Raw genomic sequence first — 23910 nt, forward strand, 5'->3', positions numbered from 1 at the left:
AGTGATCCATCCTTCGGGGGACTTCTCTAGAGATACGTTGACAGAGGGGAGCGGTGACGTTTCTCTGGGTGTATCTCTAGAGAACTGGAATTCCGGGACGGAGGGGATTCGTGCAACCACTGCCCGAGGTCGGTGACCTCGTACGCGACACCGCCACCGGCCGGGTCGGCTTCTACGTCGACAGCGTCGCCGGCCGGCTCCTGATCCGGCCCGTCAGGGGCGGCCGCGAATGGGAGGCCGAACCCGGCGACGTGCAGCTCGCCACGCCCATGAGGGAGCTGCGGGCCCGCGCCGCCGAGATCAACGCACGGAGCAGACGCGGCATCGGGGGCTGATCCGGGGCGGCGCGTTGTCAGTGGGGCGCGCGACACTGGATGCATGTGCCGCAGCATCAAGACTCTCCGACCGCCGGTTCTGCCCGAAGAGGCGACCGAGGACGACATCCACGCCGCCGCCCTGCAGTACGTCCGCAAGGTGTCCGGGTTCCACAGACCCGCCGCGCACAACGTCGAGGTGTTCGAGCGTGCCGTGGACGAGATCGCCGAGGCGACCGCCAGGCTGCTCGACGGCCTGGAGGTACGCGGGCTCAGGAAGCCGGCGCGGGAGCCGCAGCCGGACGCCGTATGACATAGGCGGCCAGCCCGCCCGCCAGGAACAGCGCGAGGACGGAGACGCCCGCGCTGAACCAGGTCGCGCCCAGCCACAGCCCGCCGAACCAGCCGAGCGCCACGCTGTAGCCCGCCCAGGCCACCCCGGCCAGTGCCGACCAGGGCAGGAAGTCCGCGATCCGGCGCCGCGCCGCGCCCGCGCCCAGGGAGACGACCGAGCGCCCGGCCGGGGCGAAGCGCGCGATCACCACGAGCGGGCCGCCGCCGCGTGCGAGGGCCACGCCGAGACGTTCCTGCGCCCGGGTCAGCCGGCGCGAGCGGGCGATCGCCCGGTCCAGCCGGGCCCCGCCCCTCCAGGCCAGCCGGTACGCGACGAAGTCGCCGAGTACCGAGGCGGTGGCCGCGCAGAGGAGAAGGAGAAGGACGGAGGGCACGTCGGTGGAGGCCGCGGTGGCGGTCGCCGCCGCCGTCGCGGCCGTGATCACCAGGACCCCGCTCGGCAGCACCGGCAGGAAGACGTCGAGCAGTACCGACGTGGCCACCGCCGCGTAGATCCACGGGCCCGCGGTCAGCGACTGCAGTGACCCCATGCTGTCGAGCACGTTCACAGCGCTAGAGCGTACGCGTGGGCGGCCGACGAGAACGGGCAGGGGCCGGAATTCGCTCCCGCGACCTCCGACCCCTGCCCGTTCGGCCGCAATCCGGGCGGGACGGACATGCCCTGACGCTCACGCCCAGCCGGTCATGCCCAGGCGGTCACCCGCAGTCGGTCACGCCCCGACGGGTTCGCGCCTCTCCTCGCCCCGCGCCTCGGCCCTGTCCGCGGACCGGTCCGACGTGCGCTCCTCGCGGCTTCCGAAGAGCCGGTCGAGAGCGAGGGCTCCGGGACCGGTGAAGACGAGGAGCAGGAACGCCCAGCAGAAGAGCGCGGCGCTCTCGCCGCCGTTCTGGAGCGGGAAGAGCCCCTCGGGCTGGTGGACCTTGAAGTACGCGTAGGCCATCGAGCCGGAGGCGAGCAGAGCGGCGGTACGGGTGCCGAGGCCGAGCGCCACGAGGGCGCCGCCGACGAGCTGGATCACGGCCGCGTACCAGCCGGGCCAGGTGCCGGCCGGGATGGTGCCGCCGCCGACGGCACCGCCGAGCACGCCGAAGAGCGAGGCGGCGCCGTGGCAGGCGAAGAGCAGACCGATGACGAGGCGGAACAGCCCGAGCGCGTACGGCTGGGACTGCTGTACGCGGTTGGCCAGGGGATTCATGGGGGTGTGACTCCTTCGGTCGAGTCGGTCCCGGGGGGACGGAACGCGGGGGGACGGAACCGATGAGGACGTCAGGTTAGGCACCCCTCACTAGTACTTGCAACTTCAACATTCGTTCCCGTGGCGATCTGTGGCGAGTGTCACGCGAGGCGCGGGCGCTCCGGACGGCCTCCCCGTCGGGGCGTCAACTCCCGCTCAGGCGGCGCTCGTCGACGGTGACGAGCCGGCCGTTCGCGCGCGCCTGGGTGAGTGTCAGGCGGGCGGAGCGGGCGTGCAGCGTGAGCGTCATGAGCTGGTTGCCGAACCAGGGGCCGCCCGTTCTGCGCCAGCCGATCAAGGGCCGGCCCACGCGCGCGTGCCGGGCCAGGGCGCGGCCCAGGCGGCTGCCTGCGCGGCTCCATCCGAAGCGGAAGCCCAGGCGTACCGCGAGCGGGATCGCGTTGTGCAGCGGCGAGCACGTCAGCTGGACCACCCGGGCCTCGGGCCGCGCCCCCGGGCCCGTGGCGCCCTCGACGCCCGCGGCGCCCCCGGTCGGCTCGTCGGGCCAGCGCGGCTCCGCCACGTACGCGTGGTGGACGTCCCCGGACAGTACGCACACCGTCGCCGGCGCGTCCGGGCCGCCGCCCGCTTCCGCGATCAGGCGGGTCAGGGCCTCGAACGACGAGGGGAACGCCGCCCAGTGCTCCAGGTCCGCCCGCTGCCGCAGGTCCTCCGCGAATCGCGCCCAGCGCCCGTCCGGGCCGCCCCGTTCGCCGCGGCACAGGGCCGCGTTCCAGGCCTCCGCGTCATGGATCAGCGGCGGCAGCAGCCAGGGCAGCGAGGTCCCGACGAGGAGATGGTCGTACGCACCCCGGTCCGACAGCGCCTGTTCGCGTACCCAGGCCGCCTCGGCCGGGTCCAGCATCGCCCGCGCGTCCTCCTTCAGGAGGCGCGCGGCCCGGGTGTCGATCATCAGCAGCCGGGTCCGGCCGAAGTCCCGCCGGTAACTCCAGCGCACACACGCCGGATCGGCGTCCGCCTCCGCCGCGAACCGCCGCAGCCGCTCCGTGCCGTCCGGTACGGAACGGATCTCGGCGTACAGCGGGTCGGCGTCCAGCTCGGCGGGGGAGAGGTTGCCGAGGTGCTGGTACACCCAGTACGACATCAGCCCGCTGAGCACGCGCTCGCTCCACCAGTGCGTGGCCCGCATCCGGGCCAGCCAGGCGGCGCTGGTGTTCCAGTCGTCGATGAGGTCGTGGTCGTCGAAGATCATGCAGCTGGGGACGGTGGAGAGCAGCCAGCGGACCTCGGGGTCGCCCCACGACTCGTCGTAGAGCCGGGTGTACTCCTCGTACTCCCCGACCTCCGAGCCCGGCGGGTCGCCCGGGTCCCGGCGGGCGGCGAGCCAGCGGCGGGTGTCGGCCGAGGTCTCGTCCGCGTACACCTGGTCACCCAGGAGGACGAGGACGTCCGGGCGTTCGGGTGCCGAGGCGTCCGGTTCCGCCGTGGCGCCGGACGCGAGGCGCGCCGCCAGGTGCTGGGCGAGCGTGTCCAGGGCGTCCGGGCCGACCGGGTCCCTGCCCTTGGCCGGTTTCGCCGCCCAGCGGCAGGAGCCGAACGCCACCTTGACCTCGCCGTCGGGGGAGGGGGTGCGGATCGTGCTCGGGGGGAAGCGGGAGTCGGCCGGCGGCCAGACGGTCCGGCCGTCGAGCCGTATCTCGTACGCCGTCGTCGTGCCGGGGGTCAGGCCCGTCACCGGGATCAGCGCGTAGTGGTGGCCCGCGATCTGGAAGGTGCGGGTGGAGCCGCCGGCGCCGGCGGCTCCACGGACCTCCGCCGTGCACGGGCGGTCGGTCTCGACCCATATCGTCGCCGAGTCGCCCGCCACTCCGTCGACGTACCGAAGTACCGGTCCGAGCCTCAGTCCGGCCGCCATCGATCTCCCCCGCTCCTCCGTCGTCCCACCCGTTCGGCAGGGAACGCCCGTACGGTACGGAACGAGGGAGGCGCGACGGAAGCGTTCTCAGCAGCCGTTCAGGACGGACTGCAGGGCGCTCTTCTCCGCGGAGTCCACGCTCAGGCCCCAGTAGTACTTCGTGTGCACCCAGGCGCGGACGTACGTGCAGAGGTACGCGGTGCGCGACGGCAGCCACTCGGCGGGGTCCTGGTCGCCCTTGGACTGGTTGACGTTGTCCGTGACGGCGATGAGCTGCGGCCGGGTCAGGTCGTTGGCGAACTGCTGGCGCTTGGCGGTGGTCCAGGAGTTCGCGCCCGAGCGCCAGGCCTCGGCGAGCGGCACCATGTGGTCGATGTCAAGGTCGGCGGCGGCGGTCCAGGTCGCGCCGTCGTACGCGGAGTACCAACTGCCGCTGACGGCGGCACAGCTGGAGTCCTGGACGACGTTCACGCCGTCGCGCTTGAGGACGACCTCGCGGGTGTTGCAGGCGCCGGACTGGGTGATCCAGTGGGGGAACAGATCACGGCTGTAGCCGGAGGAGGAACCTTCCGCCTTCACCGTGAGGGAGGCGAGGTAGGTACGGGCGGTGGCCGCGCTGACGGGCGTGGGCATGGCCGCCTGCGCGGTCGGCGCGGTGGCGAGGAGGCCGGTGACGGAGAGGGTGGCGGTGGCGGCGAGAACGGTCGCGCGACGGGCTATTCGACGCGCGTAGACGTTGGCGGCGAGCATGCGAACTCCCTTGAGGTGGGGGGACATCGGCCGTGCCGTTCCGGGCGCTCGCCCCGCGCGCCCCGGGTGGGTTTCCGGTGCGTGTGGGACGAAATGCCCGGGTGGGCGCCCGGGTGGGCGCCCGGCGGCCCGGTCATCGTGGCGGCACCAGGTTGCGTTGGGGGGTGCGCCAGGTAACAGGGTGACGACATGGCCACGTCACATCAAGGGGTGTGACGGAACGACACTTCCGTTTCTCGGCCCTAGGGTTGGCGTGTGCTTCTGGAAGTGAACGTCACCTTTGGGGTGGTTCTCGCCGTTCTGCTCGCCGTGGCCGCGGGCGTCGTCGCGTTCGCCCGGCTCGGACGCCCGCGCGACTCGCTGATCGCGGGCGGGCGCGCCGCGGTCCAACTGGTCGCGGTGTCGCTCGTGATCGGCTGGGTGATGCGGTATCTGCCGCTGCTGCTGGTCTTCCTGCTGGTGATGTACGGGGTGGCGGCCTGGACCGCCGGGCGGCGCGTCGTCCCGGGGGCGGGCCGCGGGCGCTGGTGGGCCGGGGTGCCGATCGCGGCGGGCGTCGGACCCGTCGTCGGCACGCTGCTGCTCACCGGACTCGTTCCGGTGCGTGGCGTGGCGCTCATCCCGGTCACCGGCATCCTCATCGGCGGCGCCCTGACCGCGACGGTCCTGGGTGGGAGGCGGGCGCTGGACGAGCTGGAGACGCGCCGGGGCGAGGTGGAGGCGGGGCTCGCGATCGGGCTTCCGGAGCGCGAGGCGCGGCTGGAGGTGGCGCGCGGGGCGGCGTCGGACGCGCTGCTGCCGGGGCTCGACCAGACGAGGACGGTGGGGCTCGTGACGCTGCCGGGGGCGTTCGTGGGGATGCTGCTGGGCGGCGCGTCGCCGTGGGAGGCGGGGGCGGTGCAGCTCTTCGTGCTGGTGGCGCTGATGGTGGTGCAGGCGGTGGCGGTGGCGGTCGTGCTGGAGCTGGTGGCGTGGGGTGTGGTGGCGCGGGGCGTTACGCGAACGTCAGGCTGAGGGAGCCGTCCTGGAGGGGCGTCAGCCGTACGGTCGTGAGGTCCTGGACGTGGACGTCCGGGGCGAAGGCGGCCGCCCTCGGGCCCACGCCCACCACCCGCATGCCCGCGGCGCGGCCCGCCTGGATGCCGGCCTCGGAGTCCTCGAAGACCACGCAGTCGGCCGGGTCGAAGCCCAGCTCCGCCGCGCCCTTGAGGAAGCCCTCCGGGTCCGGCTTGCTCGCGCCGACCAGCTCCGCCGTCACCCGGGTCGCCGGCATCCGCAGCCCTGCGGCGCCCATCCGGGCCTGGGCGAGCTTCTCGTCCGCCGAGGTCACGAGGGCGTGCGGGAGGCCGACGAGGGCGGCCATGAAGGCCGGGGCGCCCGGGACCGGGACGACGCCGTCGAGGTCCGCGGTCTCCTCCGCGAGCATGACCCGGTTGTCGGCGTGGTTCTGCTCCATGGGCCGGTCCGGAAGGAGGGCGGCCATCGTCGCGTACCCCTGGCGGCCGTGGACGACCTTGAGCGCCTCGTCCGGGTCGAGGCCGTGACGCTCGGCCCAGCGGCGCCAGCAGCGCTCGACGACGGCGTCCGAGTTGACGAGCGTGCCGTCCATGTCGAGGAGCAGGGCGCGGGTGGTGAGCGCGGGCATGAAGGGTCTCCAGAGGGGTGGGAGGAGAACAGAGCGGACCCGCCCGCCGGTCAGGGAGTGCGGGCGGGGCCACTTTGTTCCTCGACGATACAAAACGAGGACGCTCAGCGCCAATCCGTCCCGCATCACGGACCTCGCGGCCGAGGGCGCCGCCCGCTTCCGGCCGCCACCGACCGCCGCCGGCCCGTGGTGCCGGCGGGCCACCCCACCGGCTTCAGCCCGTGGTCTCGGCCTCCAGTGCGCGGCGCGTCTCCGGCCCGTACACGCCCTCCCCGTCCTCCTCGATGTCCTGGTACGACTGGTACCGCTCGACCGCGCGCCGCACCTGTCTGGAGTACTCGCCGTCGATCGGGCCGTCGTAGATCCACACCTCCCGGAGCCGCCGCTGAAGCTCCGCGACCTCGGGGCCGGAGTCCCCGTAGCGCAGGGTCGGGGCCGGTGCGACCGGCGCGACCGTGGGCGTGCGGGTCGGCGCGGAGGTGGTCCGCGTGGCCGAGGGCGACGGCGGTCCGGCCGGAACGGTGGACGTGGCCGTCGCGGTCGCCTCCGGCGTACGGGAGGAGGGCGACGGCGACGACGAGGGCGACGCGGAGCGTGAGGCCGTGGCGGAGGCCGAGGCGGACGGCGGAGGCGTGGAGGCCGAGGAGGACGGCGCCTCCGACACGGCGACGTTCTCCGAGGCGCTCGCGGTGGGCGTGGGCGCGGCGGCCCGGTCGTCGGGCTCGTCCCCGCCGCCGAGCAGGCCGCCCGCGACCGCCGCCGTGGCGACCACCGCGACCGCGACCGCCGCCGCGAGAGCCACCAGCGCGCCGCGTCGCCGGGTGGCGGGGCGCTCGGGCTCGCGCGGCCCCCATTCGGGGTCGTACGCGAGGTCGTACGCCTCGGCCTCCGGCGCGATCCCGCTCAGGAACAGGGGCATCGTCTCGTCCGGGCCAGGCCCCCCGCCCGGCTCCGTCACCGGTACGGAGACGGCACCCGCGCCCGGCCAGGGGGCCGCACCCGACCCGGAGTCCGTACCGGGTCCAGGGGCCGCGCCCGGCCCGGAGGCCGTACCGGGCCCGGAAACCCCACCCGCCCCAAAGACCCCACCCGACCCGGAGCCCGTACCCGCGCCGGGCCCCGTGCCCGCGCCGGACCCCGGGACCGGCCCCGTGCCCGCGCCGGACCCCGGGACCGGCCCCGTGCCCGTACCCGTACCCGGGACCGGTTCCGGTGGGGTCATCGGCGCCTTCCCCGCCTCCGCGACGGCATCCAGCGTCACGTACGGACGGATCCGCAGCGGATCGAAGTCCTCCGCCGCGGCTATCTCCGCCTCGACGCACGCGCAGCGCGGTCTGTGTACACCGCATTCAGGACAGACGTGTCCGACCACAGTCAGGCCCCTCCCCAGTTCGCCTGGCAGAGATTATGCAGCCCGCACGTGGCCCGGCCTCCGCGACCGGGGTAACGGCCAGGGCCTCCGCAGGCCATAACCGGACATTCCAATCAGGATGGGGTGGGGAACGGACCCGAGGAGATGCCCATGGCCCAGGAAGTACGCGCGGCGGACCCCAGCGGTGGCCCGGTGCCCGGGGACGGGCGGAACCGGCGCGGTGTGATGGTCGCGATCGGGGCGCTGCTCCTCGGCATGCTGCTCGCGGCACTCGACCAGACCATCGTCTCCACGGCCCTGCCGACCATCGTCAGTGAGCTCGGCGGCATGGAGCACCTGTCGTGGGTCGTCACCGCGTACATCCTGGCGTCGACCGCGGGCACGCCCCTGTGGGGCAAGCTCGGCGACCAGTACGGCCGCAAGAAGCTCTTCCAGGGCGCCATCGTCATCTTCCTCGTCGGCTCCGCCCTCTGCGGCGTCGCGCAGAACATGCCCCAGCTCATCGGCTTCCGCGCCCTGCAGGGCCTCGGCGGCGGCGGTCTCATGGTCCTCTCGATGGCCATCGTCGGCGACCTCGTGTCGCCCCGGGAACGCGGCAGGTACCAGGGGCTCTTCGGTGTCGTCTTCGGGGCGAGCAGCGTCCTCGGCCCGCTGCTCGGCGGGCTGTTCACCCAGCACCTCTCCTGGCGCTGGGTCTTCTACATCAACCTGCCCATCGGCATCGTCGCCCTCTTCGTGATCGCCGCCGTGCTGCACATCCCGGTCCGCGGCACCCGCCACACCATCGACTACCTCGGTACGCTCCTCATCGCCTCGGTCGCCACCTGCCTGGTCCTCGTCGCCTCCCTCGGCGGCAGCACCTGGGCCTGGGGCTCCCCTCAGATCATCGGTCTCGCCGCCCTCGGAGCCGTACTCCTGGTGTGGTTCGTGTACGTCGAGAGGCGCGCCGCCGAGCCCGTGCTGCCGCTGAAGCTCTTCCGGATCCGGACCTTCACCCTCGTCTCGGTCATCAGCTTCGTCGTGGGCTTCGCGATGTTCGGCGCGCTGACCTATCTGCCGACCTTCCTCCAGGTCGTCCAGGGCGTCACCCCGACCGTGTCCGGCATCCACATGCTGCCCATGGTCCTCGGCATTTTCATCACCTCGACCGTCTCCGGCCAGATCGTCTCGCGCACGGGCCGCTGGAAGGTCTTCCCCATCGCGGGCACCGGCGTCACGGCGCTCGGGCTGCTGCTGCTCCACGAGCTGACGGAGGCCAGCTCCACCTGGGAGACGAGCGCGTGCTTCTTCGTCTTCGGCGTCGGCCTCGGCCTCGTCATGCAGGTCCTCGTCCTGGTCGTGCAGAACGCCGTCTCGTACCAGGACCTCGGGGTCGCCACCTCCGGCGCCACCTTCTTCCGCTCCATCGGCGCGTCGTTCGGCGTCGCGATCTTCGGCACGATCTTCACCAACGGGCTCAACAGCAAACTCGACGAGGCGCTCGCCGGGCAGCCGCTCCCGCCGGGCACCGGACCGGACCAGATCGCCGCCGACTCGCGCGCCATCTCGGAACTCCCCTCCGAGCTGCAGCCGTCGGTCGTGCACGCCTACGCGAGCTCGATCACCGACGTCTTCCTCTATGCCGTGCCGGTCGTCCTGATCGCCTTCGTCGTCGCCTGGTTCCTCAAGGAGGACAAGCTGCGCGGCTCGGTCACCGCCCCCGACACCAGCCAGACCCTCGCCTCCAACCCGGTGGAGCGCTCCTCGTACGAGGAGTGTGCGCGGGCCCTGTCCGTACTCGGCTCGCGGGAGGGGCGCAAGGCGGTCTACGAGAAGATCACCGCCAAGGCCGGGCTCGATCTGCTGCCGGCCGCGAGCTGGCTCCTGCTGCGGATCCGCCGCCACGGGACCGTGGAACCGGCCCGGCTCGCCGAGACCACCCCCGTACCCCTGCGGGTCATCACCGCGGCGTCCCGGCAGATCGAGGAGCGCGCGCTGGCCCGCCGGGAGGGGCTGCAACTCGTCCTCACGGAAGAGGGGCTCGCCGCCGCGACGCGGCTGGCGAAGGCGCGGGAGGAGTCGCTCGCCGAGTTGCTCGGCGACTGGTGGGGGCCGGAGCGGCCCACGGATCTGGTCCAGCTGGTCGAGGAGCTGACGGCCGAGCTGAGCGGCTCGGACGCGGAGCGGCCCCACTCGCCCGAGCCGCCCCGCGACCATCACGCCTGACGATCAGGACGGGAGGTCCTTGCCGTACCAGACGTCCATGTAGGGCCCCTCGCAGTACGCCGGTATCTCCAGGTAGCCGTGGCGCGCGTACAGGCTGCGGGCCTCGATCAGGTCCGTGCGCGTGTTGAGGACCATCCGCCGCGCGCCCAGGTCACGCGCCGCGTCCTCCAGCCTGCCCAGCATGGCCCCGGCGCCGCCCGTGCCCCGGAAGGCGTGGCGCAGGAACACGCGGGTCAGCTCGGCGCGTTCCTCGTCGAGGAGCAGCACGCCGCCGCACGCGGCCGGCTTCCCCTCGTACCGGCCCACGAGGAACTGACCGGTGGGCGGGGCCAGCAGCTCCACGCCGTCGTTCGTCAGCCCTTCGTCGATCTCCGCCACGGTGGCGGGCCGCTTCCAGTAGCGGCTCGCCACGTCGTCGTAGTAGTCGCGGCGCAGGGCGGTGGCGTCGGCGGTGTGGACGTCCTCGGGGACGAAGGACCAGCCGGTGGTGGAGTCGCTCACTTCGGGGACGCCTGCTGGACGACCTCGAAGGACCAGAGCGTCGACCCGGTGGCCGCGGGCCTGGGCCGCTCGCCGGCTCCGCCGCCCTCGTGCGCGGTCTTCATGGAACCGGACATCCAGTTCTGGAAGTCCTCCTCGCTCCGCCAGCGGGTGTACACCAGGTACTGGTCGGTGCCCTCCAGGGGGCGCAGCAGCTCGAACCACTCGAACCCGTCGGACCCCTCCACGGCCCCGGCCCGCGAGGCGAACCGCTGCTCCAGCACCTCACGCTGCTCGGCCGGGACGGTCAGTACGTTGATCTTCACGATGCTCATGAAGGGCAGGATATGACCGGCCCCGTCCCCGCCACGGCCCCGACCCGGCCGCGTACGCGGGACGGGCGCGTCCGTCAGGCCACGACCCGGGCGAGCAGCAGGCCGTCGTACGCCTTCACGCCGACCGTCTGGAACGCCGTCGCGTCCAACCGGGGCTCGCGTGCGACCAGTTCGAACATCGCGCGTGTGCCGGTGATCGCCGGGTCGTCCGTCTCCGCGTCCAGGATCGCGCCCCCGCGGACGACGTTGTCGACGACGACGACCGTGCCCGGGCGGGAGAGCTTCAGCGCCCACGCCACGTAGTTCGGGTTGTTCACCTTGTCGGCGTCGATGAAGACGAAGTCGAACGGGCCCGCTCCCTCCGTCTCCAGCTGGGGCAGGGTGTCCAGGGCCGCGCCCGTCCGGACCTCGACGACCTTCTCCAGGCCGGCGCGGGCGATGTTGGCGCGCGCCACGTCCGCGTGGGCCGGGTTGTACTCCAGCGAGATCATCCGGCCGTCGGCGGGCAGCGCCCGGGCCATCCAGATCGTGCTGTAGCCGCCGAGCGTGCCGATCTCCAGGACCGAGCGCGCCCCGCACATCGAGACGAGCAGGTTCAGGAGCTTGCCCTGGTTGGGCGCGACGGCGATCTCGGGGAGTCCGGCTGCCGAGGAGTCGGCGAGCGTGGCGGCGAGCGCCTCGTCGGCGGGGGCGAGCAGTTCGGTGAAGTAGCGGTCGACTGCGGTCCATTGATCCTGGGTCATGCCGCCGAACGTACCGTAGGGCGCCGGCGCCGTACGCGGATCGCCACGACCGTCCCGCCCGCCGCGAGCAGCACGCCGGCGACCGTCAGGAGCCAGACCGGAACCCCGTCGCCGACCGTGAGCAGCCGGTCGGTGTAGATCACCTCGCGGTACGGCGTGTCCGCGACCGTCCGCAGCTCGTGGTCGCCGTCGATCAGCGACGGTACGGGGAACGACTGGTCCAGGGCGGTCAGGAAGACCGGGCCGCCGCCGGTGAGCGAGGCGAGCGAGTCGCGGCTCGTCCCCTCGATCCGCCCGGCGAACGTCACCTCCGGCCCGTCGCCGCCGATGTCGTCGCGCGGCTCCATCCGGTGGTCGGCGAGGATGTACAGGCCGAGGGACTGCGGGGTCTTCGCCAGCCGGGAGAGCCGCATCGGGTAGACGAGCCGGTCGCTGGCGAAGCTGATCCGCAGCGGGGTCAGCTCGCCCTGGAGTGCCGTACCGGTGGCGTCGGGGGCGAGCCGTACCGCGACGTACTCCCACTTCTGCTCGACGTACGGCGTCAGTTCGGCCGCCAGCCGCTCGGGGAGTTCAAAGCCGTTCGTCTTCAGCCAGCCGCTCAGCGCCTCGGGGTCGGTGGCGGTCAGCCGCGCCACGTCGAAGGGGCCGAGTCGCTCGCGCCCGACGACCCCGACGTCCGGGCCGGCGCCGGGAAGGGCGGCCGAGGCGCCGTCCGACGAGCCGAGGTCGAAGGGCCAGTCGTCGCCGCGCGGCCAGAAGTAGTACCGGTCCTCGCGTGCGGGACGGGTGAGGTCCTCCAGCGCGTCGAAGAGCGCCGGGTCGCCGAGCGTCACGTCCGCCCGCCCGGGTACGGGCATGATCCAGGCCGCCCGCTCGGCGTCCCCGCGCACCGTGAAGCGCATGACGATCTGTTCCGTACGGCCGTCCCAGCGCACCGCCGAGGTCTCCCGGTCGACGCCGATCCGCTGGTCGCGGTCCGGGATCATCGCGCCGCAGCCGCAGGCGTACGCCGGTGCTATCAGCGAGCCGAGCTGGAGCGCGAGCAGCGCGACGATCATGGCCAGAATTCTGTGTGTCCCCCGCATGGTCGGTCAGACGCGGCGGGGGAGATTCCGGTTCCGGGCGTGAAGGAAGCCGGACACCGGCCGGGAGCGAGGGCGGGAGTGACGCGGGAGAGGGCGGGAGGCGGGGGCCTGGGCGTAGGGGATGGAGCCCCCGCCTGCCGGTCTGTCAGGAGCGTCCGTCAGGAGCCGGCCCGCACCCGCAACTCCTTGATCCCGTTCAGCCAGGCCGCGCGCAGGCGACGCGGTTCGCTCGCGAGGGTCAGATCGGGCAGGACGTCCGCGAGCGCGTTGAAGATCAGGTCGATCTCGTTGATGGCGAGCGACTTTCCGAGACAGAAGTGCGGCCCGCCGCCGCCGAATCCGAGATGCGGGTTCGGGTCGCGCGTGATGTCGAAGGTCTCGGGGTTCTCGAAGACCTCGGGGTCGTTGTTGGCGGAGGAGTAGAAGAGTCCGACCCGGTCGCCACGGCGGATCTTCTGGCCGCCGATCTCGGTGTCCTGGGTGGCGGTCCGCTGGAACGAGACCACCGGCGTCGCCCAGCGCACGATCTCCTCGGCGGCGGTCGCCGGCCGCTCCCGTTTGTACAGCTCCCACTCCTCGGGGTGGGTGAGGAAGGCGTGCATGCCGTGGCTGATGGCGTTACGTGTGGTCTCGTTGCCGGCCACCGCAAGCAGCAGCACGAAGAAGCCGAACTCGTCGGAGGAGAGGTTCCCCTGGCCCTCGGCGGCGACGAGCTGGGTCACGATGTCCTTGGCCGGGCACTCCTTGCGCTCGGCGGCCAGGTTCATCGAGTAGCCGATGAGCTCCATGGCGGCCTCGGCGCCGATCTCCTCGGTGATGGCGTACTCGGGATCGTCGTACGCGACCATCTTGTTGGACCAGTCGAAGATCCGGGCACGGTCCTCCTGCGGTACGCCGATGAGTTCGGCGATCGCCTGGAGCGGCAGCTCGACGGCGACCTGGGTGACGAAGTCGAAGGAGCCGTCGGAGCCGGCGTTCCGCTTCGCCTCCTCGACGATCTTCCGGGCACGCTCGCGCAGGGCGTTCTCCAGACCCCGGATCGCGCGGGGCGTGAAGCCGCGCTGGACGATCTGGCGGACGCGGGTGTGCTCGGGCGGGTCCATGTTGAGCATGATCAGCTTCTGGACCTCGATCTGGTCCCTGGTGATGTGCTCGTTGAAGCGGATGACGGCCGTGTTCTCGGTGGAGGAGAACAACTCCGGGTGCGTGGAGACGTACTTGACGTCGGCGTGCCGGGTGACGGCCCAGTAGCCCTCGTCGTCGAAGCCCGTGATGCCGCGCGGCTGGGGGCACCACCACACGGGTGCCGTCTGCCGCAGCGATGCGAACTCCGGGAAGGGGATGCGGCTCTGGAGCAGATCGGGATCGGTGGCGTCGAACCCTTCGGGGAGGTGAGGGCAGGGCATCGGCAACACACTCCATGTCTGGGACACGCCTGCCGGGCGGCGTGTCCGGCAGGCGCACGGCCGGCGGCATGTCCGGCGGCATGCCTGACGGGACGGCTGGATTCCGACGGTCCAATTCTGACGGTCCATCAGAAGCTGTCCGCAAGGTAGTAACGGGTTCTACAAGTCGCAAGGCATGCGACGGGAACTGTTGCCGGTGATCGGCGCACGCGGGTGCGTGCACAACCCTTGCGTACCGGCGGTAGCAGTCATAAGACTTCACTCAGAACTAGAACGCGTACTAGTTCCCCGTACCGCCCCCGTCGCGGAGTGCCGGGACACCCCGCCCGGGCGAGGAGAGGACGAGCTCATGGCCGCGGAACCCGTCATCGTCGAAGCAGTACGCACCCCCATCGGCAAGCGTGGAGGCGCGCTCGCCAATCTCCACCCCGCCTACCTCCTGGGCGAGACCTACCGTGAACTCCTCGGCCGCACCGGCATCCACGCCGACTGCGTCGAGCAGATCGTCGGCGGCACCGTCACCCACGCCGGCGAGCAGTCCATGAACCCCGCGCGCAACGCCTGGCTCACCATGGGCCTTCCCTACGAGACCGCCGCCACCACCGTCGACTGTCAGTGCGGCTCCTCGCAGCAGGCGAGCCACATGGTCGCCAACATGATCGCCTCAGGCGTCATCGACATCGGCATCAGCTGTGGTGTCGAGGCCATGTCGCGCGTCCCGCTCGGCTCGGGGTCCAAGCACGGACCCGGAAAGCCCTGGCCGGACGAGTGGAACGTCGACCTGCCCAACCAGTTCGAGGCCGCCGAGCGGATCGCCCGGCACCGCGGCCTGACCCGCGAGCGGGTCGACTCCCTCGGTCTGCTCTCCCAGGAACGGGCCGCGATCGCCTGGTCCGAGGAGCGGTTCAAGCGCGAGACCTTCGCCGTCCAGGTCCCGACCACCGAGGAGGAGCAGGCCGCGGGTCAGGGCATGTGGCGGCTGGTCGACCGGGACGAGGGGCTCCGCGACACCAGCATGGAGGCGCTCGCCCGGCTCAAGCCCGTCATGCCGACCGCCGTCCACACCGCCGGGAACTCCTCCCAGATCTCCGACGGGGCGTGCGCGCTGATGTGGGCGTCCAAGCGGATGGCCCGGGCGCTCAAGCTCAGGCCCCGCGCCCGGATCGTCGCCCAGGCCCTCGTCGGCTCCGACCCCCATTTCCACCTCGACGGGCCGATCGACGCGACGCGCGCCGTGCTCGGCAAGGCGGGGATGTCGCTGAAGGACATCGACGTCGTCGAGATCAACGAGGCCTTCGCCTCGGTCGTCCTGAGCTGGGCCCAGGAATTCGACCGGGACCTGGACGGGCTGGCCAAGGTCAACGTCAACGGCGGCGCCATCGCGCTCGGGCATCCGGTGGGTGCGACCGGGGCGCGTCTGATCACCACGGCCCTGCACGAGCTGGAGCGTACGGACAGGGAATTCGCGCTGATCACGATGTGCGCCGGCGGCGCGCTGGCGACCGGCACGATCATCCAGCGGCTGTAGGGCGTCTCGGCGGCTGCGGCTGCGGGCGCGTCGGGGGTTGCGGCCGGGTCGGGGGTTGCAACCGCGTCGGGGGGTTGCCGCGCCCGGAAACGCCGCAGGCCCCGCCCCTCCGTGAGGAGGGCGGGGCCTTGCGGGTGTGCGCGCGGCTGCGGGGGGCTGGGGGTGACTCTTAGTACCAGCCGTTGGCCTGCCAGAACGCCCAGGCGCCGTTCGGGCTGCCGTAGCGGTCGTTCATGTAGTCCAGGCCCCACTTGATCTGGGTGGCCGGGTTGGTCTTCCAGTCGGAACCGGCCGAGGACATCTTCGAGGCCGGCAGGGCCTGGACCAGGCCGTAGGCGCCGCTGGACGAGTTGGTGGCGGAGGGGTTCCAGCCGGACTCGTGCTCCACGATCTTACTGAACGACGCGAACTGCGAAGCCGGGACGATCTGCTTGGCGATCGCCTTGGCGTCGCTGGGAGCGGCCGAGGCCGAGGCCGTCGTGCCCAGGACCGCACCCGAGGCGCCCAGCAGCACCGCTGCGGACACGGCGAGGGTCTTCTTGCGGGAGTTGGCACGGGTGGCGATGGAGCGGAACAAAACGCGACCTAACGTCGGGGACATGGGGCGCGCCGGGCGTTTTCGGCAAGCCGGAACCAGAGCCCGGGGAACCCGGATCCTGCGGGGAATCGGCCTGTCCGAGGGGCTGCGCTGAACGCTGCCTGCCTGGCGACGTCCACCAGACAAGCAGTCCTGCGGAGGCGTCGCAATGCCCCCCGGTACGAAGCGGAGTCGGACCCGCGCCGAACGACCGGGGGTGGGTACCCGGGTGTTGTTGCAGGTCAAGGTGGTCTATGGGGGGATTTAGGGGGGTCTGGGCCCTCTCCTATTCCACGTCGTACGTGACCTAGGTCCTGTGGGGCGCCTCACCCCGGTGCGGCCTCTCAGCGCCCTCGAATGTGACCTGGGTCTCGAAGTTCGCGCGCCGCGTGGCCCGCCGCAGCGCCTTCAGGAGCGTCCCGCCGACGGTCATCGTGAGCACGACGGTGAGGGCCGCCCGGCCGAGGTCCCAGCCGAGGGAGGTGGCGAGGACGTACGCGAGGAAGCGGACCAGGTTCTCCTGCGCCGGTTCCCCGGGCTGGAACGAGATCCCGGTGCCCAGGCCGCCCACCGTGACCCAGCCGTAGAGATTGGTGACGGTGCCGTACGCGAACGCCGCCACGAACCCGTACGCCGACAGCATCAGCAGCTCACCCCGGCCGCGAAGCCGCTCAGGGCCCGGCAGCAGGCCCGCGCCCATCGTGAACCAGCCCATGGCCAGCATCTGCACCGGCATCCAGGGGCCGACACCGCCCGTGAGCAGGGCGGACGCGAACATCGTCACCGCGCCGAGGACGAAGCCGAACCCCGGCCCGAGGACCCGGCCGCTCAGCACCATGAGGAAGAACATCGGCTCCAGGCCCGCCGTCCCCGCCCCCAGCGGCCGCAGCGCAGCCCCCACGGCGGCGAGCACGCCCAGCATCGCCACCGCCTTCGCGTCCATCCCGCAGTCGGCGATCGTCGCCACCACGACCGCGATCAGCAGCGGCAGCAGCGCGGCGAAGAACCAGGGGGCGTCGGCGGCGTGATCGGTGACGGCGGCACCACCGTCCGCGAAGAGCGGCCAGGCGACGGCCATCGCTCCGACGAGGGAGACGAGGACGAGCGCCGCGACCGAGCGTGGTCCGAGCCGTACGGGTCCTCTGCTCACCACGCCTCCCTCACCTGCTCGACCGTGAGCCAGGGCTGCGGGGCGAGGATCTTGGCCACCTGCGGGGAGAAGGCGGGGGAGGAGACGACGACCTCGGCCGTCGGGCCGTCCGCGACGACCTCGCCGCCCGCCAGGATCACCACCCGGTGCGCCAGCTCGGCGGCCAGCTCCACGTCATGGGTGGCGAGCACGATGGCGTGGCCCGCGCCGGCGAGCTCGCGCAGACGGGCGACGAGGCGGGCCTTGGCCGCGTAGTCGAGACCGCGGGTCGGCTCGTCGAGGAGCAGGAGCGGGGGCCGGCCGGTGAGGACGACCGCGAGGGCGAGCGCCAGGCGCTGGCCCTCGGACAGGTCACGGGGGTGGGTGTCGTCCGCCACGCCGGGCAGCAGCTCGGACACCAGCGCCCGGCAGGTCCCGGGGGCGGCGCCGGTGTCGGCGTCGGCGGCCGAGCACTCGGCGCCGACGGTGTCCGCGTACAGCAGGTCGCGGGGCTCCTGCGGTACGAGACCGACGTGGCGGATCATCTCGCGGGGGTCGGTGTGGTGCGGGGCGCGGCCCGCGACGAGGGCGGTGCCGGAGGTGGGCGGGACGATGCCGACGAGCGCGTTGAGGAGCGTGGACTTGCCGGCGCCGTTGCGTCCCATGAGCGCGACGGTCTCGCCCGCGGTGACCTGGAGGTCCACGCGCCGCAGCGCCTCGACCCGGCCGCGGCGGACACCGAGGGAGCGGACGTCGACGAGGAGACGGTGGGCTTCGGGGGCGGGGCCGGAGGGCCGGGGGCGTCGCCGGAACAGGGAGATGCCCCGGCCCTTGCCCGGGGCCCGCCGGGCCGGGGTCTCCAGCGCGTTCGGCGCGTCCGGCTGGTCCGGCTGGTTCGGCCCGTCCGGCGCGCCCGGCGCGTCCGGGGTCGTCGGCGCGTGGGGCACGGGGGGTTCGGGGCGGAGGTCCGCGGTCGGGACCCGCGCCTCCAGACGGTCCCGGACCGGGCCCGCCGCACGGCGGGCGTCCCGGACCGTCAAGGGGAGCGGGCTCCAGCCCGCCAGGCGGCCGAGCGCCACCACCGGAGGGTGGACGGGGGAGACCGACATGATCTCGGCGGGCGGGCCCATGATGCCCTCCGGCAGCAGCAGCACCTGGTCCGCGTACTGCACCACCCGCTCCAGGCGGTGCTCCGCCATCAGGACCGTCGTGCCGAGGTCGTGGACCAGGCGCTGCAGAACTGCGAGGACGTCCTCCGCCGCGGCCGGGTCCAGCGCGGACGTCGGCTCGTCGAGGACGAGGACCTCGGGGTGCGGCGTCAGCACCGAACCGATCGCCACCCGCTGCTGCTGCCCGCCCGAGAGGGTCGCGATCGGACGGTCGCGCAGCTCCGCGAGTCCGAGCAGGTCCAGGGTCTCCTCGACCCGCCGCCGCATCACCGCCGGAGCCAGGCCCAGCGACTCCATCCCGTACGCCAGCTCGTCCTCGACCGTGTCCGTGACGAAGTGCGCGAGCGGGTCCTGGCCGACCGTGCCGACCACGTCCGCCAGCTCACGCGGCATGTGCGTACGGGTGTCCCGGCCCGCCACGGTCACGCGGCCCTTCAGCGTGCCACCGGTGAAGTGCGGTACGAGCCCCGAGACCGTGCCGAGCAGGGTCGACTTGCCCACGCCCGACGGGCCCACCAGCAGGACCAGTTCGCCCTCCGGGACCGTCAGGTCGAGGTCCCGCAGTGTGGGCTCGCCCGCGCCGTACGTCACCGAGACGTTCTCGAACCGGATCACGAAGTCTCCCTGGAGGCGGACGCGGAGGCGGAGGCAGAGGCAGAGTCAGAAGCAGAGGTGGAAGAGGAAGGGGAGGCGGACCGGACGGGAACAGGAACGGACGCGGGAACCGGCGCCACGAACGCGGGTACCAGGCCCACCAGGATCGAGAGCGCGGGCCACACCGGAAGCTCCGGCGCGACCAGGGGCACGACGCCCGGGTGCAGAGCCTCGTAGGCGTAGGTGTTCGCCCAGATCATCAGCGCCGCCACCGCGATGCCCGAGCCGGCGACCAGCCAGGCCCGCACCCCCCAGGTGTCCGGCCGGTACCGGGTACGGGCCGCCCGGCGCCCGCCCAGCCGGAGCCCGGCCAGCGCCGCGCACAACCCCGCGACGAGCAGCGGCAGCCCGTACCCCGCGCCCTCGGCGGCCAGCAGACCGTACGAGCCCGCGCACACCCCGAGCAGTCCGCCCAGCGTCAGCACGTTCGTCGTCCGCCGCACGGCCGGCTCGACCTGCGCCGTACGTCCGTAGCCGCGCGCGTCCATCGAGGCCGCCACGGCGATCGACCGCTCCAGCGCGCCCTCGAGGACCGGCAGCCCGATCTGGAGCACCGCCCGCACCCCGCCCGTCGGGCGCCCCCGCAGCCGCCGGGCCGTCCGCAGCCGCATCACGTCGGCCACCATGTTCGGCGCGAAGGTCATCGCCACGACGACGGCGACCCCCACCTCGTACAGCGCGCCCGGCAGCGACTTCAGCAGCCGCGCCGGATTGGCGAGCGCGTTCGCCGCGCCCACGCAGATCAGCAGCGTCGCCAGCTTGGCGCCGTCGTACACGGCGAAGACCACCTGCTCGGCCGTCACCCGGCCCCCGATCCGCACCCCCTGCGCCCAGTCGGGAACCGGCACCTCGGGCAGCGTGAACAGCTCGTACGTCCCCGGGATCGCCGAACCCAGCACGACCGAGAACACCACCCGCAGCGCCACCACGAAGAGACCCAGCTTCACGAACGCCCCGTACGAACGGGCCCACGGGGCGTCCGTGCGGCGGGCCGCGACGACATAGCCCGCGACCGCGACGATCAGGCCGAGGAGCAGGGGGTTGGTGGTACGGGAGGCGGCGACGGCGAGGCCGAGCGCCCAGAGCCACCAGGCGCCCGCGTGCAGGGCGTTGGAGCGGCTCGCCTCGGGGGCACGGATCATGCGCGTCGGCGGGCCTTCCAGACCGCGGCGCCCCCGAGCACGAGCACGGCGGCTCCGCCCACCACGATCCCGACGGCGGGTCCGCCCCCGTCGCCGCCCTTGTCCCCCGACGCCTGGGAGGCCGTCACGGTGGGGTCGCCCCCGGGCCCGGTCTCGTCGGCCGGGGACTCGGTCTCCGCGACCTGCTCGCCGCAGCCCTTCGCCGGATAGCCGGCGATCCCGCACAGCAGCGCCGCGCTGTCGTACCGCAGTGGCTTCGCCACCGCGGCCAGCGCGTCGGCGCTCGTCGCGTCCGCGCGGACCTGGGCGCAGCCGGTCTTCACCTGCGGCCGGGGCGGAGTCTCTCCCGGCGGGGCGTCCTGCGGGGTGCCGAAGTCCACGACGACCGCCACCCGCTTGGTGCCGGCCTTCTCCTCCGTACCGCCGCAGACGCCCGCGAAGTCGGGGGCCGCGGTGGGCTTGGCGGCGTCTGCGCTGTCCTTGCTGACCGCGAAGCGGAAGCCGATGGTGTCGCCGTCGGAGGGCCGGGCCGTCGCCGGGCCCTGTGTCGCGTACGCCCACGAGCTGCCGCCGTCGCTCTCCCACGACGACCAGTAGCGGTAGCCGGCGGCCTCGGCGGGAGCGGCGGCGGCCAGGATCAGAGCGGCGCCGGCCGCGGCGCCGAGCAGCCCGGCCCTCACTTCCTGCGCCCGCTCACCAGGAAGCCGATGCCGACACCGACGACCATGCCGATGCCGATGATCCACCACACGTCGAACGAGCCGGAGTCGTCGTCGCTCGCCCCGGGCGCGGCGGACGGCGAGGCCTTCGGCGCGGGCCCGGAGGCGGCCAGCTCCTTGAGGAGGTCGGTCGAGCCGAAGGCGCGCGGGTCGACGTGCATCGCCTTCGCGGCGAGGATCAGCTGCGCGTACGCGGCGGGGCCGCTCTCCTTCGCCCAGGCGGCGGAGTTCTCCTTGAGCCAGGTCAGTGCGCCGGACGCCTCCTTCGTGGCACCGGTCGCGGCGAGCGCGACGACGGCGTCGGCGGTGTTGCCGTGGTCGGGCTGCTCGGTCGGGTCGGTGGCGCCGGGCATCGGCGGGGTGTTCAGGTGCCCGGTCTTCGCCAGCGCGGCGGCCAGGTAGGAGGCGCCGTTGAGCGCGGCCCGGTCCATCGTGGGCGTGGCCAGGTCCGTGCAGACCGGACTCTGCTGGGGCTCCACGCCCCGCGCGGTGATGCCCTTGCCGAGGCCGGCGAGCGTCGCGGCGGCGGTCGCGTCGGCGTTCGCGAGGAGCTTGCCGTCCTTGTCGGGCTGGTACGCGAAGGCGCCCGCCCCCTCCTTGGCCGAGCAGGGAAGGGCGAGTCCGAGCAGCGCGTCGTACGGGGTCATGCCCTCGGTGGACTTCACCTGGCCGGGCTTCTCGCCGAGCGCGGTGAGCGCGCTGATGACGATGGAGGTGGAGTTGGCGTCGCTGGGGCCGCCGGCGTTGTACCCCCAGCCGCCGTCCTTGTTCTGCACGCCCTTCAGCCAGGCCGCGCCGGCCTCGGCCGCCTTGGCCAGGGGCTCGGGGTCGGTGCTCTGGCGCTTGGCGCCGGTGAGCGCCTGGACGGCGACGGCGGTGGCGTTGGTGTCCAGCATGGTCGACGCGTCGCACGGCTTGGCCGGGTCCGGCCGGTACGACGCGAAGGCGCCGGTGGCGCACTGCTGCTTCACCAGCCACGACACGGCCTCGTCGGCGGGCTGCACACCGCTGGTGGTCTGGGCGATGAAGGCGAGCGACTGGCGCCACACACCGTCGTACGTCGGGTCCTTCGTGCCGTACAGCCCGGCGGGGATCACGGGCGCGGGGGTCGCCGAAGGCGAGGGGGCGGCGGATGCGACGGGGGCGACGCCGGTGCAGAGCACCGCTGCGGCGGCGAACGCGGCGGCGCCGCGGCGGACGGTGATCATGCGAGCTGTGGCCTCTCCTGCGGCCGGGCACCGGCACGCTTGAGGCACCAGGCTCGGCTCCGTATTCCTCGACGGTGCCGGCGGTCACGTCCCGGGCGGGGCATTCCGACTTCCGTCCACGACGGGCGCGGGCGGTCACGGTTGCGGGTCAGCGCCGGATTTGCACCGGCTTCCCCCCGTACGGGTGTGATGACGACTCGCCCACTCTACCGGCCCGTACACGGCCCGACCGGCGGGTGCGAGGCGCCTCACACTCCCCTCGGAGCGAGGGCCTGCCTGGGGGGCGGGGGTGTCACACCGCCACGTACGCGACGGGGTCGGTGCCCGGTGCGGCCTCCGCGCGGCCCAGCTTCACGAGGCGGCGCAGGTGCGCCTCCGCCTCGCTGACCGCGATGGTCCGGGAGCCGTACGGGATCTGTTCCCAGGGGCGGTTCCACTCCATGCGCTCGGCGAGCTGCCAGGGGGTGAGGGGGGTCGCGAGGAGGCGCAGGAGGCCGGTCAGCCGGTCCTCGTGGTGGTCGAGCAGCTCCCGTACGCGGCCGGCGGCGTCGGCGAAGGCGTACTGGTGGGCGGGGAGCACCTCGGCGACGCCGAGCCGCCCGATCCGCTCCAGCGAGTCCAGGTAGTCGCCCAGGGGATCGGTGGTCGTCGCGTCGTCGGGGTCCTCGTAGAGGCCGATGTGCGGGGAGATCCCGGGGAGCAGGTGGTCGCCGGAGAAGAGCCGGCCGTGGCCGGGGAGCCCGGCGGGGTGCTCCTCCTCCAGGTGGAGGCAGACGTGGCCGGGGGTGTGACCGGGCGTCCAGATCGCGCGCAGCCGGCGGCCCGCGAGGCCGAGCAGCTCGCCGGGGACGATCTCCCGGTCGGGCAGGGCCGAGCGCAGCCCGGGCAGGGTGCTCGCGCGGCGCCCGGAGGCGCGGGCGGCGAGGAGGGGCGCGGTGTGCTCCTCGGGGGCGCCGACGGCGGCCAGTTTCCGCGCGAGGTAGTCGAGCCAGGTGCCGGGTTCGGAATCGCGCGTGCGGCGGACGACGGCGGTGTCGGCGGCGTGCATCGCGATCCACGCACCGGACGCCTCGCGGACCTGGCCCGAGAGCCCGTGGTGGTCGGGGTGGTGATGGGTGATGACGACCCCGTGCACCTCCCGTACGGAGGTCCCCAACGCGGCCAGCCCGTCGGACAGTTCGTTCCAGGACGCCGGATCGTCCCAGCCGGTGTCGATCAGCACGGGTCCGCGGTCGGTGTCGAGGACGTGGACGAGGGTGTGCCCGAGGGGGTTGTCCGGAATCGGCACCCGAAGCGACCAGACCCCTCCGCCGTGCTCGGTCACCTGGCTCATGGGCCCTCATCTCTCCGCGACGGCACGGCGCTTGCTCGACCCTTGCCACTATAACCAGAACTGATGGACCGTCAGAATCGGCTGGACCGAATCGTCCTCGGACGTCCGGTGCCCCGCGACACGGGCGTCATGGTTGCCGGTTCGGCTGATCGGGTGAGGGGTCTCGTCCTAGGCTGGGGTTCTTGTCCGTTGACGTGTGGGGGTGTTGCCGTGTTGGTCGAGGGTTTGATCGCGGTGGCCGGGGCCGGTGGCGCAGCGATCGTGCAGGCGGCGGCGACAGACGCGTGGGCCGGGATGCGCAGTGGTGTGGCGCGGATCCTCGGCCGGGGCGACGCGGACCGGGAGCGGGCGGAGCTGGAGCGGCTGGACCAGACCCGTGCCGAACTGGAGTCGGCCGGTGACGGCGACGGCGCGGAACGCTTGCAGACCCTCGTGGCGACGCGCTGGCAGACCCGTCTGGAAGTACTTCTCGAACAGCTCCCGGACGGCGAGCGGGAGCAGGTGGTCGCCGAACTGCAGGCCCTGGTCGCGCAGGCGCGGTCCCAGGCTCCGGCGCGGAGCACGCACAACGACTTCGGCAATGCGACGTTCACCGACAGCCAGGTTCTCGGCAGCGGCACGCAGAACAACACGATCAACCGGTAGCGGAGC

The 23910-nt window shown here is 72.9% G+C and carries 24 protein-coding genes and 1 riboswitch; of the genes, 6 read left to right on the plus strand and 18 right to left on the minus strand.

Annotated features, from left to right (window positions below):
• The first annotated feature begins 110 nt into the window (after positions 1 to 110).
• Complete coding sequence (locus tag ACFVGW_RS17690) at positions 111 to 335, plus strand: hypothetical protein (RefSeq protein ID WP_383227273.1); 225 nt, start codon at positions 111 to 113, stop codon at positions 333 to 335.
• Positions 336 to 378: 43 nt separating this feature from the next.
• Positions 379 to 627, plus strand: coding sequence for a DUF2277 domain-containing protein (locus tag ACFVGW_RS17695; RefSeq protein WP_383227274.1), 249 nt, complete (start codon positions 379 to 381; stop codon positions 625 to 627).
• On the opposite strand, the gene ACFVGW_RS17700 is transcribed toward ACFVGW_RS17695, so the two are convergent.
• The 4 genes from ACFVGW_RS17700 to ACFVGW_RS17715 all read right to left on the minus strand — a co-directional run bounded on the left by ACFVGW_RS17700 (position 587) and on the right by ACFVGW_RS17715 (position 4529).
• The gene (locus ACFVGW_RS17700) at positions 587 to 1198 is read right to left on the minus strand and encodes a DedA family protein (protein ID WP_383227429.1); all 612 of its coding nucleotides are present in this window, start codon (positions 1196 to 1198) and stop codon (positions 587 to 589) included. The genes ACFVGW_RS17695 and ACFVGW_RS17700 overlap by 41 nt on opposite strands.
• 180 nt (positions 1199 to 1378) lie before the next feature.
• The gene (locus tag ACFVGW_RS17705; RefSeq protein ID WP_385852699.1) at positions 1379 to 1855 is read right to left on the minus strand and encodes a DoxX family protein; all 477 of its coding nucleotides are present in this window, start codon (positions 1853 to 1855) and stop codon (positions 1379 to 1381) included.
• 193 nt (positions 1856 to 2048) lie between these two features.
• Complete coding sequence (locus ACFVGW_RS17710) at positions 2049 to 3779, minus strand: alkaline phosphatase D family protein (RefSeq protein ID WP_385852613.1); 1731 nt, start codon at positions 3777 to 3779, stop codon at positions 2049 to 2051.
• Between the two features lie 87 nt (positions 3780 to 3866).
• Positions 3867 to 4529: an HNH endonuclease family protein gene (locus tag ACFVGW_RS17715; protein WP_385852614.1), complete on the minus strand. Its 663-nt coding sequence runs from the start codon at positions 4527 to 4529 to the stop codon at positions 3867 to 3869.
• A 255-nt stretch (positions 4530 to 4784) separates the two neighbouring features.
• On the opposite strand from ACFVGW_RS17715, the gene ACFVGW_RS17720 reads away from it, so the two are divergent.
• Entirely contained in the window at positions 4785 to 5543 is a 759-nt protein-coding gene (locus tag ACFVGW_RS17720) for an ABC transporter permease (RefSeq protein WP_385852615.1), read from the plus strand.
• Here ACFVGW_RS17720 and ACFVGW_RS17725 read toward each other — a convergent pair.
• Together ACFVGW_RS17725 and ACFVGW_RS17730 are read right to left on the minus strand one after the other, a co-directional pair.
• Positions 5524 to 6174 carry an HAD-IA family hydrolase gene (locus ACFVGW_RS17725; protein ID WP_385852616.1) on the minus strand — a complete coding sequence of 217 codons (651 nt, stop codon included), beginning with the start codon at positions 6172 to 6174 and terminating at the stop codon, positions 5524 to 5526. The genes ACFVGW_RS17720 and ACFVGW_RS17725 overlap by 20 nt on opposite strands.
• Before the next feature lie 214 nt (positions 6175 to 6388).
• The gene (locus ACFVGW_RS17730; protein ID WP_385852617.1) at positions 6389 to 7093 is read right to left on the minus strand and encodes a peptidoglycan-binding protein; all 705 of its coding nucleotides are present in this window, start codon (positions 7091 to 7093) and stop codon (positions 6389 to 6391) included.
• A gap of 603 nt (positions 7094 to 7696) precedes the next feature.
• Here ACFVGW_RS17730 and ACFVGW_RS17735 point away from each other — a divergent pair.
• Positions 7697 to 9751 (plus strand): DHA2 family efflux MFS transporter permease subunit, encoded by a 2055-nt coding sequence (locus ACFVGW_RS17735; RefSeq protein WP_385852618.1) that lies wholly within the window; start codon positions 7697 to 7699, stop codon positions 9749 to 9751.
• A gap of 3 nt (positions 9752 to 9754) precedes the next feature.
• On the opposite strand, the gene ACFVGW_RS17740 is transcribed toward ACFVGW_RS17735, so the two are convergent.
• From ACFVGW_RS17740 to ACFVGW_RS17760, 5 genes are all read right to left on the minus strand, one after another.
• Positions 9755 to 10252 (minus strand): GNAT family N-acetyltransferase, encoded by a 498-nt coding sequence (locus ACFVGW_RS17740; protein ID WP_383292524.1) that lies wholly within the window; start codon positions 10250 to 10252, stop codon positions 9755 to 9757.
• The gene (locus tag ACFVGW_RS17745; RefSeq protein WP_352188220.1) at positions 10249 to 10566 is read right to left on the minus strand and encodes an antibiotic biosynthesis monooxygenase; all 318 of its coding nucleotides are present in this window, start codon (positions 10564 to 10566) and stop codon (positions 10249 to 10251) included. The genes ACFVGW_RS17740 and ACFVGW_RS17745 overlap by 4 nt, the downstream gene beginning before the upstream one ends.
• 74 nt (positions 10567 to 10640) lie before the next feature.
• The gene (locus ACFVGW_RS17750) at positions 10641 to 11309 is read right to left on the minus strand and encodes an O-methyltransferase (protein ID WP_385852619.1); all 669 of its coding nucleotides are present in this window, start codon (positions 11307 to 11309) and stop codon (positions 10641 to 10643) included.
• Positions 11306 to 12367, minus strand: a complete 1062-nt coding sequence (locus ACFVGW_RS17755) for a DUF2330 domain-containing protein (RefSeq protein ID WP_385852620.1) — start codon at positions 12365 to 12367, stop codon at positions 11306 to 11308. Before ACFVGW_RS17755 ends, ACFVGW_RS17750 begins: the two co-directional genes overlap by 4 nt.
• 185 nt (positions 12368 to 12552) lie before the next feature.
• Complete coding sequence (locus ACFVGW_RS17760; protein ID WP_385852621.1) at positions 12553 to 13800, minus strand: cytochrome P450; 1248 nt, start codon at positions 13798 to 13800, stop codon at positions 12553 to 12555.
• 349 nt (positions 13801 to 14149) lie between these two features.
• On the opposite strand from ACFVGW_RS17760, the gene ACFVGW_RS17765 reads away from it, so the two are divergent.
• Complete coding sequence (locus tag ACFVGW_RS17765; protein ID WP_385852622.1) at positions 14150 to 15328, plus strand: steroid 3-ketoacyl-CoA thiolase; 1179 nt, start codon at positions 14150 to 14152, stop codon at positions 15326 to 15328.
• A gap of 169 nt (positions 15329 to 15497) precedes the next feature.
• Here the strand turns inward: ACFVGW_RS17765 and ACFVGW_RS17770 are convergent, their stop codons facing one another.
• The 7 genes from ACFVGW_RS17770 to ACFVGW_RS17800 all read right to left on the minus strand — a co-directional run bounded on the left by ACFVGW_RS17770 (position 15498) and on the right by ACFVGW_RS17800 (position 23259).
• Positions 15498 to 15905, minus strand: a complete 408-nt coding sequence (locus ACFVGW_RS17770) for a transglycosylase SLT domain-containing protein (protein ID WP_352188225.1) — start codon at positions 15903 to 15905, stop codon at positions 15498 to 15500.
• Between the two features lie 307 nt (positions 15906 to 16212).
• Entirely contained in the window at positions 16213 to 17055 is an 843-nt protein-coding gene (locus ACFVGW_RS17775) for an ECF transporter S component (RefSeq protein WP_385852623.1), read from the minus strand.
• Entirely contained in the window at positions 17052 to 18818 is a 1767-nt protein-coding gene (locus tag ACFVGW_RS17780; RefSeq protein ID WP_385852624.1) for an ABC transporter ATP-binding protein, read from the minus strand. Before ACFVGW_RS17780 ends, ACFVGW_RS17775 begins: the two co-directional genes overlap by 4 nt.
• Positions 18815 to 19999 (minus strand): energy-coupling factor transporter transmembrane component T, encoded by a 1185-nt coding sequence (locus ACFVGW_RS17785; RefSeq protein WP_385852625.1) that lies wholly within the window; start codon positions 19997 to 19999, stop codon positions 18815 to 18817. The genes ACFVGW_RS17780 and ACFVGW_RS17785 overlap by 4 nt, the downstream gene beginning before the upstream one ends.
• Positions 19996 to 20679 carry an SCO2322 family protein gene (locus ACFVGW_RS17790; RefSeq protein ID WP_385852626.1) on the minus strand — a complete coding sequence of 228 codons (684 nt, stop codon included), beginning with the start codon at positions 20677 to 20679 and terminating at the stop codon, positions 19996 to 19998. Before ACFVGW_RS17790 ends, ACFVGW_RS17785 begins: the two co-directional genes overlap by 4 nt.
• Positions 20676 to 21926 (minus strand): prenyltransferase/squalene oxidase repeat-containing protein, encoded by a 1251-nt coding sequence (locus tag ACFVGW_RS17795; RefSeq protein ID WP_385852627.1) that lies wholly within the window; start codon positions 21924 to 21926, stop codon positions 20676 to 20678. Before ACFVGW_RS17795 ends, ACFVGW_RS17790 begins: the two co-directional genes overlap by 4 nt.
• A gap of 98 nt (positions 21927 to 22024) precedes the next feature.
• Positions 22025 to 22102, minus strand: a riboswitch (cobalamin riboswitch).
• 116 nt (positions 22103 to 22218) lie between these two features.
• The gene (locus tag ACFVGW_RS17800) at positions 22219 to 23259 is read right to left on the minus strand and encodes an MBL fold metallo-hydrolase (protein ID WP_385852628.1); all 1041 of its coding nucleotides are present in this window, start codon (positions 23257 to 23259) and stop codon (positions 22219 to 22221) included.
• Positions 23260 to 23469: 210 nt separating this feature from the next.
• Between ACFVGW_RS17800 and ACFVGW_RS17805 the strand changes: the two genes are divergently transcribed.
• Positions 23470 to 23904, plus strand: a complete 435-nt coding sequence (locus tag ACFVGW_RS17805; protein ID WP_385852629.1) for a hypothetical protein — start codon at positions 23470 to 23472, stop codon at positions 23902 to 23904.
• Positions 23905 to 23910 lie beyond the last annotated feature (6 nt).

Origin of the sequence: Streptomyces sp. NPDC127129, from assembly GCF_042671585.1 — a bacterium.
Taxonomy (GTDB): domain Bacteria; phylum Actinomycetota; class Actinomycetes; order Streptomycetales; family Streptomycetaceae; genus Streptomyces.

Bases quoted from the DNA above. Each gene is read 5' to 3' on its own strand.
- ACFVGW_RS17700 (WP_383227429.1), bottom strand. From the start codon at position 1,198: ATGGGGTCACTGCAGTCGCTGACCGCGGGCCCGTGGATCTACGCGGCG.
- ACFVGW_RS17730 (WP_385852617.1), bottom strand. From the start codon at position 7,093: ATGCCCCTGTTCCTGAGCGGGATCGCGCCGGAGGCCGAGGCGTACGAC.
- ACFVGW_RS17715 (WP_385852614.1), bottom strand. From the start codon at position 4,529: ATGCTCGCCGCCAACGTCTACGCGCGTCGAATAGCCCGTCGCGCGACC.
- ACFVGW_RS17735 (WP_385852618.1), top strand. From the start codon at position 7,697: ATGGCCCAGGAAGTACGCGCGGCGGACCCCAGCGGTGGCCCGGTGCCC.
- ACFVGW_RS17800 (WP_385852628.1), bottom strand. From the start codon at position 23,259: ATGAGCCAGGTGACCGAGCACGGCGGAGGGGTCTGGTCGCTTCGGGTG.
- ACFVGW_RS17755 (WP_385852620.1), bottom strand. From the start codon at position 12,367: ATGATCGTCGCGCTGCTCGCGCTCCAGCTCGGCTCGCTGATAGCACCG.
- ACFVGW_RS17710 (WP_385852613.1), bottom strand. From the start codon at position 3,779: ATGGCGGCCGGACTGAGGCTCGGACCGGTACTTCGGTACGTCGACGGA.
- ACFVGW_RS17760 (WP_385852621.1), bottom strand. From the start codon at position 13,800: ATGCCCTGCCCTCACCTCCCCGAAGGGTTCGACGCCACCGATCCCGAT.
- ACFVGW_RS17725 (WP_385852616.1), bottom strand. From the start codon at position 6,174: ATGCCCGCGCTCACCACCCGCGCCCTGCTCCTCGACATGGACGGCACG.
- ACFVGW_RS17765 (WP_385852622.1), top strand. From the start codon at position 14,150: ATGGCCGCGGAACCCGTCATCGTCGAAGCAGTACGCACCCCCATCGGC.
- ACFVGW_RS17745 (WP_352188220.1), bottom strand. From the start codon at position 10,566: ATGAGCATCGTGAAGATCAACGTACTGACCGTCCCGGCCGAGCAGCGT.
- ACFVGW_RS17785 (WP_385852625.1), bottom strand. From the start codon at position 19,999: ATGATCCGTGCCCCCGAGGCGAGCCGCTCCAACGCCCTGCACGCGGGC.
- ACFVGW_RS17750 (WP_385852619.1), bottom strand. From the start codon at position 11,309: ATGACCCAGGATCAATGGACCGCAGTCGACCGCTACTTCACCGAACTG.
- ACFVGW_RS17795 (WP_385852627.1), bottom strand. From the start codon at position 21,926: ATGATCACCGTCCGCCGCGGCGCCGCCGCGTTCGCCGCCGCAGCGGTG.
- ACFVGW_RS17695 (WP_383227274.1), top strand. From the start codon at position 379: ATGTGCCGCAGCATCAAGACTCTCCGACCGCCGGTTCTGCCCGAAGAG.